At 55.3% G+C, this 13049-nt stretch carries 6 protein-coding genes; 2 read left to right on the forward strand and 4 right to left on the reverse strand.

What is annotated here, in order from left to right; translation table 11 throughout:
- Positions 1-7: 7 nt before the first annotated feature.
- The 3 genes from ABD949_RS25600 to ABD949_RS25610 all read right to left on the reverse strand — a co-directional run bounded on the left by ABD949_RS25600 (position 8) and on the right by ABD949_RS25610 (position 8159).
- Positions 8-2176: a hypothetical protein gene (locus ABD949_RS25600; RefSeq protein WP_345248400.1), complete on the reverse strand. Its 2169-nt coding sequence runs from the start codon at positions 2174-2176 to the stop codon at positions 8-10.
- Between the two features lie 7 nt (positions 2177-2183).
- Entirely contained in the window at positions 2184-5612 is a 3429-nt protein-coding gene (locus ABD949_RS25605) for a HEAT repeat domain-containing protein (protein WP_345248402.1), read from the reverse strand.
- A 102-nt stretch (positions 5613-5714) separates the two neighbouring features.
- Complete coding sequence (locus tag ABD949_RS25610) at positions 5715-8159, reverse strand: TonB-dependent receptor (RefSeq protein ID WP_345248404.1); 2445 nt, start codon at positions 8157-8159, stop codon at positions 5715-5717.
- Positions 8160-8301: 142 nt separating this feature from the next.
- On the opposite strand from ABD949_RS25610, the gene ABD949_RS25615 reads away from it, so the two are divergent.
- Positions 8302-9225 carry an SMP-30/gluconolactonase/LRE family protein gene (locus tag ABD949_RS25615; protein ID WP_345248406.1) on the forward strand — a complete coding sequence of 308 codons (924 nt, stop codon included), beginning with the start codon at positions 8302-8304 and terminating at the stop codon, positions 9223-9225.
- A gap of 65 nt (positions 9226-9290) precedes the next feature.
- Here ABD949_RS25615 and ABD949_RS25620 read toward each other — a convergent pair whose 3' ends face one another.
- The gene (locus ABD949_RS25620) at positions 9291-9764 is read right to left on the reverse strand and encodes a Dps family protein (RefSeq protein WP_345248408.1); all 474 of its coding nucleotides are present in this window, start codon (positions 9762-9764) and stop codon (positions 9291-9293) included.
- 220 nt (positions 9765-9984) lie between these two features.
- Here ABD949_RS25620 and ABD949_RS25625 point away from each other — a divergent pair, with 220 nt between their 5' ends.
- Positions 9985-13008: a sensor histidine kinase gene (locus tag ABD949_RS25625; protein WP_345248412.1), complete on the forward strand. Its 3024-nt coding sequence runs from the start codon at positions 9985-9987 to the stop codon at positions 13006-13008.
- Positions 13009-13049 lie beyond the last annotated feature (41 nt).

A 13049-nucleotide genomic window follows, 5' to 3' on the forward strand; every position in this document is an offset into this window, starting at 1 on the left:
TTTTTTGTTAATTACCCGTTGTTTCCTGCGCCAGTTGAATATCCCGCACGACCTGTGGCCGCATAAGCTCCCACGAGAAGTGCGTATATTCTTTTCCGTAGTTCTGGGTGGTGACGTGGGGCGTCGGTACATACCGGTCTTTGGTCAGGGCAATAACCTGATCCCAATGCCCTAGCGCTGCCTCCAGTCGCTGAATGGCTTCTGCCTTCAGGGTCGTATTTCCGGTTGTGCGGTATAGCTCCAGTGCCACCCCTGCCCGCAACTTATCGGCTAGGTACAGGCCCAGGTAACTCCAGACGGCGGCATCGTCCAGCTCAGAAACAAAGGCTCCGGAACCGGTGTTCACCCGATGGCGCAAAGAGGCAATCAGCTTCAGCGCCTGCTGACTATCCTTTTCCGACGCATCAGCCAGATCTAACGGTGTTAACCGGCCTGCAGGTGCCGTCTTTTTCTGGTTGACCAGCCCGACATAGGCCGGAATGGAAAGCAGTTGCGGGTCAAGCGTCTCGTGGTGGATAAACTCGTGGATTGACATAAAGGGCGACGACCGGTCGAACACGCCTTTGGCATCTGAGGGCTCGGCTTCAATAAACCCTTCTGAATACAGGGTGTAATCCCAGGTAGAGCGGTGAAAAGAAGCCAGCCGCAGGGGCATGTTACTGGCTAGTTTATATGCCTGAAGTAAAGGAGTCCCGACACCTTTACCATAACGCCGGTCGAAGGCTGCCGCAAAGACCGCATCGGGGGTAGCCGGGTTGTACAGGAGCCGCCCCCATAACGCATAAAACAGCCAGTGCTTCTCAAACGCATACCGCCAGGTTTTTGCGGCCGATGGCTTGTGCGAGTAATCGACCGCCGGAATGTAGCCTTCCGAGCCAATGAAATACCCATTTACGTAGTCCTGTTTGTTGGTGGCGATATGCTGCCGGATAAAGTCGGGCTGGCCCCAGCGCAGGATAAAAAAGTCTTCGTTGCGGATCATCCACTGGATCTGATAATTCGCTGGTTTCGGAGTCCAGAACCGCTCGTCCAGTTTGCCGGAGTGGTAATCATGGGTAATGGCCAGGTTAGGGGTGGAATGGCCATGCGACCAGTTGAACTTGATCTCGACCAACGCTGGTTCTGTCAGGCCGGCGCGGTCAATCACGCCCCGCATCGCCATGGGATCGCCGGCCAGTACCGACCGGTGCAGGAATTTAACCGGACGTTTGGCCGCTTTCATACCAGCTACTACCGTTTTTTCAATCCAGTCTTCCCGCTCCTGGGGCGACATCTTTCCGTCAAAGGTCCCCATCCAGTCGGCGAGGGTAACGCCGATGCCGGTGAGGTCATCGTATTCATCAATGAGTTGCGTCACCGATTCGCGGGTGTAGCGCTTAACCAGGTCGGAGCGGTCGTTGTATTCCTGGGCGTGGTACGCCTTGGCAAATTCCGGCGACACCACGATATTCCAGTTAACGATAAACGTCTGGATACCCCGTTGCTTCGCCATCCGAAACAGAGTTTTCCAGAACTGCTGCCAGTCTTTCATCTCCTGCTCGTTCAGTGGGGTTGCCGCCGGAAAGTTAGTGGCCCGGATCATGTAGGGGAACGGATGGTTATTCCAGAGCGACAGCACGTTTAGGCGGTTCTCCGCCATCATGTCGAGAAAAGCTTCCCAGAAACGAAGATCCCGGCAGGTTTCGGTGTGCAGCGTCGTGGCCGGGCTGTTGCGGTACGGCGACCACGGCAAGTTAAACTTAACGATGCGGTAGATGAGGTGCGGATTCTCTGTTTTGGCTGCGAGCGTCTGGTACGTTCCGGTTCCTTGCAGGTGTTCTGCCAGTTCCAGAATGCCGTATTGGGCTCCTACGGCATCCCCGGCCAGTACCACCAATGTTTTTCGGCCGTTCAGCCAGAGGTAGCCAAAACCTTCTGGCTGTAACGCTTCCAGTTCTTTTTGGGGGAGGTGCGGCCGGAGTGCAACGGGAATCGTCTTATCGGCAACTACCCAGATAGCGGGCAGGGCCGTTGAGGAAGTGGTCGTAACCGGTACGAGTTTTTGCCCTTTTTCGGAGAATACCTGCTGAAGCCTGCCGACGGCATAAGCGACGGGTTCCTGCCCTGCATCGTAGCGGATACTTACCTGAGCGTAAGCAGCGCTGGTGAGCAGGAGCAGGAACCAGAGAGCTTTCATAAAGGAATTACTTATCGTCTTTCAGCGTCGACAGAAAACTGACCACATCCCGGATTTCCCGCTTCGACAGCAGGTACTTCATATCGGGCATACTCGACGGGGCGTTGGTCCGTTTCGCAATCTGGTCTTTTTTGATGGCTGCGTCGGGCTGATCGCCCACTTTCACCAGGACCTCCGTAGCCGTTTCGCCCTGTAAAACGCCACTCACGGTCTTGCCGTTTTTGAGCTGAAGGGTCACCGTTCCGTAGCCGGGGGCCAGGCGGGCGCTGGGGTTAATCAGGGCTTCCAGTAACTGCTCCTGGGTCAGCCGGCTGGCTACGCCATTCAGGCGGGGGCCGGCATTACCGCCGAGGTCGTCGTAGGCGTGGCAGCGGATACACTGTGCCGTCTGGTGGCGGAAGAACGTACGCCGGCCCAGATTCGCATCACCGCCCGATAAGGCCCCTTTGTAAGACGCCAGTACCGCATCCGGCGACAATTTGGATGTGATGGCTTTATGACGGGCCATCAGGGGCGCAGACTTGGTGCTGGTAATCGACTCTTCCAGTTCAAGGCTGATGTCGGCCGGCAGTTTACCAGCCGCCAGTTGCCCGAGCAACTGGTCGTATACCTTCTGCGACTGCTGCACCGGTAGCTTCCCAAGCGTCAGCACGGCAGCCTGTTTCTCCTCGGTGGTGCGGGTGTTGATCACGTCCGACAGCAGGGCCACCATGCGGTCTTTGGCCATGCTGGTCTTGGTCACCAGATCCAGGCCGGCTACCCGCACACTCTTCTCCGGATCGGCCAGCGCCTGCTCAATCGCTTTGCCGACTTCTTTGTCGTTTAGCGCAACCAGCGCCCGCAGGGCGTCAATGCGCACGCCCGCTTCCTTGTCATTCTTCAGGCTGGCAAGCAACTGCGGTGACGCCTGGGTCATGCCCAGCCGGCTGATGCCCTTTACCGCGCCTGACCGCAATGAAAGTTCCGGGCTGTTCAGCATGGCGATGTACGTATCGGCGGCTTTGCTTCTGACAAGCGCCGGGTCGCGGGTGATTTCACCCCGGTAGCGACCATCTACCCGATCCAGCAACGACGGTTTGGCCCAAGTGCTGAGGGCATCCAGCGCTTCGGCACGCATGGCTACCGGAGCGCCTTCTTTGGCGGCATAGGTGATCAGGTTCTGCATGGCTTCCGGCGAACCTACCCGCAGGTTGGCGTTAATAGCGCGACGGATCAGCGGTTCATTGGTGAAGCGGGTGTTGACCAGCAGATTCCCCAGGGCAGGCAGCGCATCCTTAATGGAAAGATCATCGTTGATACCTCGTGCGGCTTCAGTCACTATAAACTCGTCTGTGTCGGCCAGGAAGTTGGCAATGCCCGGATGGCTCATGCGCCGGAGGGCCACCACGGCGGCAATCCGTACGGCCTTTGACGGGTGCTTTGCCAGTGCCACGACCGGCTCCGCTTTGCCGATGCGGGCCAGGGCCAGACTACCAGCATGGCGGATGTACGCATCTTCGTCGTTATTCGCTTCCAGCAGTTGTATAATCGGTTGAACGGCCGGTTCGTACGCAATGCGGCCCAGGGCTTCGGCGGCAAAGAAGCGGGCGCGGGCATTGGCATCTTTTAGCAGCGGCATTAGCGCCTGACCCGCATCTTTGTAGCGCACATCGCCCAGCCATTTAGCGGCCTGAGCCCGGATTTCGGCGTCACTATCCTGGAGCAGCGGCATCAGAAGCTGTCCGTATTTTTTGTCCTGACGGGTCAGTTGGCTGATGCCCCAGATACCGTGTACCCGCGCAAGCTGGTGGTCGGTTTGCCGGATGCTGGCGGTAAATATATCGGCCCCTTTGGTACCCCGCTTTGCCAGCTCCAACTGTGCCTTCTGGCGAACCCGCATATCCGGGTTTTTCAGCAGATCACCCAGATAGGCCTCCGATTGTTTAGTAAAGTCTTCCGCCAGTAGCTTTTTCGTCAGCAGCCGTTCCGCCGAAGCAGCCGCTTTCTGGTCGTCGAGTTTCCAGATGCGGCCGTAATCTTTGGTATCCCAGCCGTTGATCCAGTCAGCGATGTACATGGCTCCGTCCGGGCCGAAGTCAATACCCGTAGCCAGCACATTGCCCAGAATCTTTTTCTGCTCGGCCAGTTCAAACGTAGCGCCTTTGGGCTTCAGCTTGAACGCGTGAACTGCCGAACGGGCGGGGTTACCGACAAATTCGGCCACAAAGAAGGTGTTTTTGTACTGTGGGCTCAGGGCGGTGCCAGGGTTGTAGATCAGGCCGGCCGGGCCGCTGACAAAATTGGTGATGGTCGGCGTAATGTAGGCCGCCTGGCCCTCAAAGCGCGGCTTATACATCTGCTCATCCATCCAGACCTTATACGTATTGTTGAGCGGATCGCGGTACTTGCCGTACTGCCAGTTGCTGCGCCAGCCGGTGTCCGAGCCGTTGACGATATACACCAGCCGTTCTTTTTCGCCGGGATGGTCGCCATCATTATCCTCGCTGATCAGGTTGCCGTATTCATCAAAAGCAAACTCGTGGGTGTTGCGCACGCCATAGGCAAATACTTCAAAGTCGCTGCCGTCGGGATTCGACCGCACCACAACGCCACAATTGGGGTATTCCCATTTCTGGCCATCCTGGCCTTTGCCGTTGAAGCCTATATCGCCAATCTGCCAGTAGATCTTGCCGTCGGGACCCATTTTGACACCGGACATGCCGTGACCGCTAAAGCCGATGTGGATGCCGTACCCGTGCGAAATGGAATTTTTCTGGTCGGGAATGCCATCGCCGTTCGTATCTGTCATGCGCCACAGGTCGGGGCCAACGGCGACGTACAGATCATTACCGTGGGCCAATACCCCACCGGCTACATCGGTTACTTCATCGTTAAAGTCCTCCACAGCCAGAAAGGATTCATCCGCAACGCCGTCGCCGTCGGTATCCCGCAGCCGGAAGACCTGCTCTTTTTCGACCGTCATGTCGCGCCAGTCGTGCGAACCATCGCCGTTCACATCCTTCAGCCACTCGTTCTTCTTGCTGTTGGCCGGCGATAACACGCTCCGCAGAAACGCCCGTTTGTCCTCGATGGTCTGTAGCCGGTTCGACTCAATCTCCCAGTCCTGGTGCCCCCGGATGTCGAATTCCGAGTTTTTCTGCCGGTTGGTCCGGGTATAGAACAGGCGGCCCAGATCATCCATGTTGATGGCGATAGGGTCTGCCACGAGGGAGTCGACGCCCCACAAGCGGAGGCTAAGACCTTCGCCCAGTTCGGGTGTGACCAGGGCCTCTATGTTTTTTGCCAACTGAGCAGCCTCGGCAGGGGCCATGCGTTTGATCCGGTTTTTGATGGGATCATCGGTGAAGGCAAGCAGGAGCGTACCGGCCGTGGCAAACAGGGCCGACGACCAGACTATTTTTTTATAGATGGGTTTGACTGTATGAACAATAGTCATAATAACGGATTATTAGGAGCTTGTTGGTTACTTTGGCTCCGCACAGAAGCCACTCAGCAACCGCAATGCAAGTTACAAAATCAGGTGGATCTGTTCAGGATATTAAAATTCGCCTTCGCTGTTTTCCCGTACCTTCTTCTTGGCCTGACGCAGACGGTAGTTGAACGTCAGGTTGATCTGCCGCAGCCGTCCCTGTGAATTGATTTCGGTGTAGAAGTTAGCGCCTTCGGTAATGGACCGGAACCGGCGCGAGTTAAACACATCGAGTACGTTGAGGGTAATGGTGGCGTTGTTGTTCAGCACATCCTTGCTGAAAGCCAGATCCAGGGTAGCAATAGCTTTGGCAAATCCCTGGGGCATTTGCCGGGGCGCTTCGTAGTTGCCCCGCAACTGGAAATCAGCGTTTTGCCAGAAAGTGAACCGTGAGGTCAGGCGGGTAAACCAGCTGTAGGTGTCACTCTGGAAATTCGCGTCCAGGTTGCCGCCGTTGGTAACCGCCCGGAAGAAGTTGACATTACCATCCAGTTTCCACCATTTGTACGGTGCGAAGGAACCGGTAAATTCAGCGCCGTAGGAATCTTCCGTCGCCAGGTTTTCCGGCCGGGTATTGGCGTTTCCCTGCTCGTCTACGCGACGGATGCGGAGGATTTTGCCAATCGTGTGCCGGTAGTACAGTGAGGAACTGATCGACCCCTTCTCCACGTACTTGATGTGCCCCATCTCGAATGCGTTGGTAAACTCCGGGTTCAGGTCAGGGTTGCCGCTGAAGAAGTTGCGGCTGTCGCTGAACGTCATAAACGGACTCAGGTCGTTGTACTGCGGCCGGCGCACCCGGCGACTGTAGCTGATCTGCAACGCATGTTGCCGGGGCAGGTTGTAGGTCACATGGGCGCTCGGAAACAGGTTAGCGTAGGTACGCGGATTCACCTCGTTGGTCAGGCGCAGGGTGGTAGTTACGCCGGTCCACTCGGCCCGCAGCCCAGCCTGGTAGGAAAGCTTCTTATTCTTGTTGCCAATGATGCCGTACAGGGCGTGGATGTTTTCTTCGTACAGAAAATCGTTGGTCAGGCCGGGCAGTGGTCGCCAGCCGCCTTCCTGCGTCTGCTCCCGAACGGTAAAGTCGTTGGTCATGTCGCGGGAACTACTGCGCAAACCGGCTTCAAACTTGCCGTCTTTGCCGAAGGGCTGCACGTAATCGACCTGAACTAACAGTTGCTTCTCGGTTTCGTCGTTGAGTGACCGCTGTAGGATGGAAGGCAGTTTGGACGGAGTGCCGTCGGGGTTAAAGGTCTTTTGCGTAAAGTACTGGTCAGAGCTTTCCCAATTGTCGAGGTAGCGCACATCGGCGGTGAGTTCGTGGCCTTCGCGGGCAAAGCTCCGTTTGTAGCTGAGGACGTATTCGGAGTTCGGTTCGGTTTCGGTCTCGTCCTGGGTTCGCAGCGTGGTGCTGAGCAGGTTACTGGTTGTAGACAGGTAATCGAGGTACTGCAGATCCATGTACCGTTTGCCCTTGCTGATGCGCCAGGTGTACGAGCCGGTCAGGACGTTTTTGGGATTGAAGTAGTAATCGATACCGGCGCGGGCATTGTTGTTCTGGCCGTTCAGGCGGCTGGTCGAGTTCTGACGGGTAATAAAGGTGGAATCGTTGCGGTAGAGTTCCTGATATTGACTGCTCCGGCCCGGTGTGTTTCGGTACGATGCGGTGTAGTTAACGAAGAAGTTCAGGTTCTTGCGCCGGTAGTTGACGTTGGCAGCCGCCCCAAAGTTGGCTGGAAAGCCGGTGATGATGTCAAAGGAGCCGTTGAATCCCTGTTTCTGGTCTTTTTTAAGGATAATGTTTATGATGCCACCCATTCCTTCGGCTTCGTAGCGGGCCGAGGGGTTCGTGATTATTTCAATGCGCTCGATCATGCTGCCCTGCAACTGTTGCAGGCCGCCACCGCCTTTCAGACTAACGAGGCCGGACGGCCGGCCGTCGATCAGAATACGCACGCTGTTGCTGCCCCGCAGGCTGACGTTCCCTTCCACATCGACGGCTACCGACGGGATGTTGCGCAGAATATCGGTGGCGGTACCGCCCGCATTGGAAAGATCCTTGCCGACGTTGAAGATTCGTTTATCCAGCGCCAGTTCCATGGTACTTTTTTCGGCCTGCACCACCACTTCTTCCAGGGTATTGGTTGTGGCCGCAAGTTTAATGGTTCCCATATCATAGGGAGAGTTACTCCGGGCGAGCGTTACAGTGGCTGTTTTATGGGCTTTGTATCCCATAAAATCCAGTAGCGCGTAGTAGGTACCCGCCGGAGCCTCAACGGCAAATTCACCGGTTTCACTGGTAATGCCCCCGGTAATCAGTTTATTATCATCGATTGTAAAGAGACGGATATTGGCGTAAGCCAGGGGGGCATTGGTCTGGGCGTCCAGGATCTTGCCGGTGAGTTTTACTTTGCCGCCGGTTTGCGCATAGAGGACTGAGACAGAAAACAGTACACTGATCAGGATCAGGCCAAGTCGTGCAGGAAGTCGTGTTAACGTAGTAGTGTCCAATGGGATTATAGGGATAAAGCGTTATTATCTTACACCTGAAAGCAAATTTTACCGTCTGTTTTACTCAATTTTACGGTAAGTATACCAATTAGCAGTAGAACCTGATCTTGAACTATCTTCTATTCAAATACTCCTGACCACCATGATCGTTTTTCGTAGAATCACACGTGCAATAGCTATTTTTCTATTTTTCTCCGCTTCCGCCTACAGCCAGCAAACCACCGGCCCAATTCCCGACTCCATTAAGGTAGTGGCCCCCGGCGCTACGGTGCAGCGGGTGTCCAATCAGTTTTCGTTTACCGAAGGGCCGGCCGTCGATAAGAAGGGTAATATTTACTTCACCGACCAGCCCAACGACAAAATCTGGAAGTACGATACCGACGGCACCTTGTCGCTCTTTATGGACAAGACCGGCCGCTCCAACGGTATGTATTTTGATAAAAAGGGAAATTTGATCTCCTGCGCCGATGAAAAGAATGAACTATGGTCGATCAGTCCGGATAAGGAAGTGACAGTGCTGATGAGTGACTACAAGGGGAAGAAACTCAACGGGCCCAATGACCTTTGGATCGATCCGAAAGGCAATATTTACTTCACCGATCCCTATTACCAGCGGGCCTGGTGGGAGCGTAAAAAACCGGATGTGGAGGGGCAGCATGTCTATTATCTGCCTAAAGGCCAGAAGGAGCCGATACCCGTTTCCACCGATTTTAAGCAGCCCAACGGTATCATCGGTACGCCCGACGGTAAATACCTCTACGTGGCCGACATTGGTGATCGCAAAACCTACAAATTTGACATCAGTAAAGACGGTACGCTGACCAACCGCCAGTTGTTTGCCCCGATGGGCTCCGACGGCATGACGCTCGACAACCAGGGCAATCTGTACATCACCGGTCAGGGCGTTACCATTTTTGACCCAAGCGGGAAAAAGATCGGGAACATACCGGTTCCGTCGCGGTGGACGGCCAATGTGACCTTTGGCGGCAAAGATCGTAAAACATTGTTCATTACTGCCACCGAGTCGGTCTATACGGTGCCGATGCGGGTGAAAGGGATTAAATAGACAATGAAAATCCCGGTGTCGTTATACGATCCGGCACCGGGATTTTATAAAGAGTATTGTTCTTTTCAGGACAGATACTTCCGCAGCATCCAGGCCATGGCTTCGTGGGCTTCCATCAGGCCCGTCAGGAAATCAGCCGTGCCGGCATCGTTCAGCTCTTCGTCGCAGGTTTCCACATCCTGACGCAGTTCCCGAACCACCTGCTCGTGGTCGTTCAACAGGTTTTTGAACATTTCGGCTGTGTCTTTTGGCGTTCCTTCGTCTTCCTTCAGGCTGGTGGCTTTCAGAAACTGGTTCATGGTTGATACCGGTTTACCCCCAAGCTGCCGGATGCGCTCGGCAACCTGATCTATCTCTTCTTCAATCGCGGTATACTGCTTCTCAAAAAATTCGTGGTACTCCATGAAGTTCGGCCCGGCCACGTTCCAGTGGTATTTACGGGTTTTGATGTAGAGTACGTGTAAGTCAGCCAGAAAGGCGTTTAACAATTCATTGTCCTGCTTGAGGACTTTAGCGTCAAGACCAATATTGGGTTGCATACCTCGTTTGTTATGTTGAGTACTGCTGAACCAACCGTTTGTGACCGTCCTTTGTTTAAGCAGCCTCATGGCTTGTCACCGCTAAAATCAGATTCGGTACTTATCGCTATGGCCTCAGATAAATCTGGGAGGATGCTGGTAAAAAACGCCTGATTACCGATAACTTAGCTAAGCCGGTTCAGACGCCGGTAGTTCAGTTGGGTTGCCTCTATACCAGACAATGAAACAGGTAGTTGTGTTTTGGTGGATGCTCAGGATTGTTTTGCCGTGGCTGGCGCTATCGGTAAGCCAGGCGCAACCTACCCATCCCGCTTTTGAACACTACACTACCGATCAGGGCCTGTCGCACGATGAGGTAACCTGCCTACTGAAAGACCGGCAGGGTTTTATGTGGTTCGGTACTGTTAAGGGCCTGAACCGGTTCGATGGTACCCACTTTAAGCAGTATTACGCCGGACCTGGGCAACTGCCGGGAAATCATGTGTATGACATGGCCCCGGATGAGCATGGCCAGCTCTGGATAGCGACCGACCAGGGGCTGACCCGGCTCGACCCCGTTCGAGAAACGTTTACCCCTATCCGGTTACCTAAGCTTACGCTGGCTTCTCCTACGTATGACATCTTCCGGGTTGTGCCTGATGGGCGGGGAAGTGCCTGGTTCGGGTCGATGGAGCGGCTGTTTAAAATCGATATCCGGACCCTCCAGTACAAATCGTATCCGCTGCCGGATGACATCCGGTCGAAGTCGTACATTGTAAAACCCACCATTGATCCGGTTGGGCGGCTGTGGCTGGTGCTGGGTGGGGCCATCTACCGCTTCGATGAAGGTACCGGTCAGTATCACTATTACGCCGGCCGCAACTTTGGCCATCTGGATACAGAGCTGCTGGTCTCCGAATTGCTGGTCGATAGCCGGAAGCAACTGCTGGCGGCTACCTGGGGGAAAGGCCTCTGGCGGTATAATGCCCAGACCGACACGTTTGCCCCGTATAAAGATTTGGGTGGGACGGCCATGCTCGCAATGGCGGAGGATTCGGTGGCCAGCGAGGGGCGGTTACTCTGGATAGGAGGAGGGCTACACGGCGTACAGCAGTATTGGCTCCAGACGGGCCGCTATATAGACATACCGTTCGATCCGCAGGAGCCCTACAGCCATAATGGGGGCACGGTGTCTGCGGTGTTCAAAGACCAGCAGTCGGGTATAGTCTGGTTTGCAACCGATAAAGGCGTCGAAAAAATAGATCCCTGGTCGGTGCGGTTCCAGCGTAAGCGGCTGGGAAGTTTTTTTGAGGATAATCAGTTCAACATCGTCTCGGGAGTAGTCGAAGATAACCATACGCCCGGCCGTTATTGGCTGAGTGTCTGGGTAAACGGCGTGTACCGCTGGGACCAGTCCAGCGACAAACTGGTTCACTACCGGCACGAAAACACGCCCGCGCTAAAGAGTAACGAGCTATTTGATATTGTGCAGGACAAAACCGGCCGGATCTATCTGGGTTCCCGTTTCGGGCTGGTTACGTTCGATCCGGCTAAAAACAAATGGCAATCCTACTTTTCCTTTCTGAAAACCCCGAAGATCAACCACAAGCTGATGAAGCTGCTGCTCACCGACGATGGCCGGCTGTGGATGGGGACCAATTACGAAGGCCTCTGGTACGTAAATACCACCGCTGCCGGCCCTGAGGAGGCCTCATTCAAACAGGTACCGTTACCGGGCGGCTACCCTGAGCAAAGTCAGCAGGTGGTTGACCTGGCCATTGATAACCGGCAGCGGCTCTGGGTGGCCTCTAACCGGGGGCTGCATTGTGTCGACAGGGGGGGACAGGTGGCCCGACAGATTCCGTTGGGGCGGTACAGCCAGTATCAGATGGCGGCCGTGTTGGCCACACGCAACGGTTCGGTCTGGGTAGCTGGTACCGATTTTTTGTTGGAACTACAGCCCAGCGGCCATATCAGGCGGGTGGTTACCCCGGCCAAGGGCCTTCAGGGGCAGGTGCAGAGCCTGCTGGAAGACAGTCAGGGCGCTATCTGGATGGCAACTAATAATTACCTGCACCGGCTCGACCCGGCCACCGGTCTGTTTTCCTACTACAAAAAAGAAGACGGTCTGATCAGCAATTCGCTGAATACCTTGCGGCAGAACCGGAACGGGGATATTTTTATCGGTCATATCAATGGGTTTAATCGATTTGATCCCCTTCAGCTTCGGGTCAATCGCCTGCCGCCACCCATAGCTATCACATCAATTGAGGTCATGAACCAGCCCCGCCGGTGGGCAACGGGGGAGCCGGTTACCCTGCAAGCCGACGAAAATGTGGTAACCATCCGTTTTGCCGCGCTGAATTTCAGCCAGTCCAGCCGCAACCGTTACGCGTACAAGTTAGAAGGCTTTGATCAGGATTGGGTCTATTCCACCGCCGGGCAGGCTACCTACACCAACCTCGACGGCGGTGATTATCAGCTTCGGGTGCGGGCCTGTAACAACGATGGTGTCTGGAATGAAGCCGGACTGACGGTACCCCTGACCGTGAAGGCTCCGGTTTACAAAACGGCCTGGTTCCGCACCGGTCTGATACTGTTGGGCCTGCTGATCGTATTAGGCGTGAGTCGCTACCGGCAGCAGCAACGCCGACGCATTGACCAGATCCGCCGGCGCATTGCCTCCGATCTGCACGACGATATGGGGTCTACGCTGAGCAGCATCCGGATCATCAGCGATGTGCTACAGCAGCAGGCCCAGCAGGCTGTGCCGGTATCGGTGCCAATGCTGGCGCGGATCAGTGAGAGCGCCACAGCCCTGTCAGAATCCATGCACGACATCATATGGGCCATCAAACCGGATGAGGAAACGCTCGAAGACCTGGTTACCCGCATGCGTCATTTTGCCAACACGCTGCTCGACGCCCGCGGCATTGCCTTTGATACCGCCATACCACCGTCTTTTACGAACACCCGGCTCGACCTGGCGCAACGTCGTAATCTGTACCTGATCTTCAAGGAAGCGCTGAACAATGCCGTTAAATACGCCGAGTGCACGCAGGTGAGACTGAGCCTACAGGTGACGGGTTCAACGCTGACGATGAGTCTGGAAGATAACGGCAGAGGGTTTGTGCCTTCGGAAATTCGGGCGGGGAATGGGCTGCTGAATCTGCACCGCCGAGCCGCCGAAATAGGCGGAATCCTGACCGTTTACTCAATAGTGGGGCAGGGAACCCGGGTAGAACTATCCCTTAAAATCACCTGAAAAGGTGATTCACCGTAACCGGCAAAGCGTTTACTTTGGGA

Origin of the sequence: Nibrella saemangeumensis (genome assembly GCF_039541915.1) — a bacterium.
GTDB classification, from domain to species: Bacteria; Bacteroidota; Bacteroidia; order Cytophagales; family Spirosomataceae; genus Nibrella; species Nibrella saemangeumensis.

Coding starts and splice junctions, on each gene's coding strand:
- ABD949_RS25600 (WP_345248400.1), bottom strand. CDS start 2,176: ATGAAAGCTCTCTGGTTCCTGCTCCTGCTCACCAGCGCTGCTTACGCT.
- ABD949_RS25605 (WP_345248402.1), bottom strand. CDS start 5,612: ATGACTATTGTTCATACAGTCAAACCCATCTATAAAAAAATAGTCTGG.
- ABD949_RS25615 (WP_345248406.1), top strand. CDS start 8,302: ATGATCGTTTTTCGTAGAATCACACGTGCAATAGCTATTTTTCTATTT.
- ABD949_RS25620 (WP_345248408.1), bottom strand. CDS start 9,764: ATGCAACCCAATATTGGTCTTGACGCTAAAGTCCTCAAGCAGGACAAT.
- ABD949_RS25625 (WP_345248412.1), top strand. CDS start 9,985: ATGAAACAGGTAGTTGTGTTTTGGTGGATGCTCAGGATTGTTTTGCCG.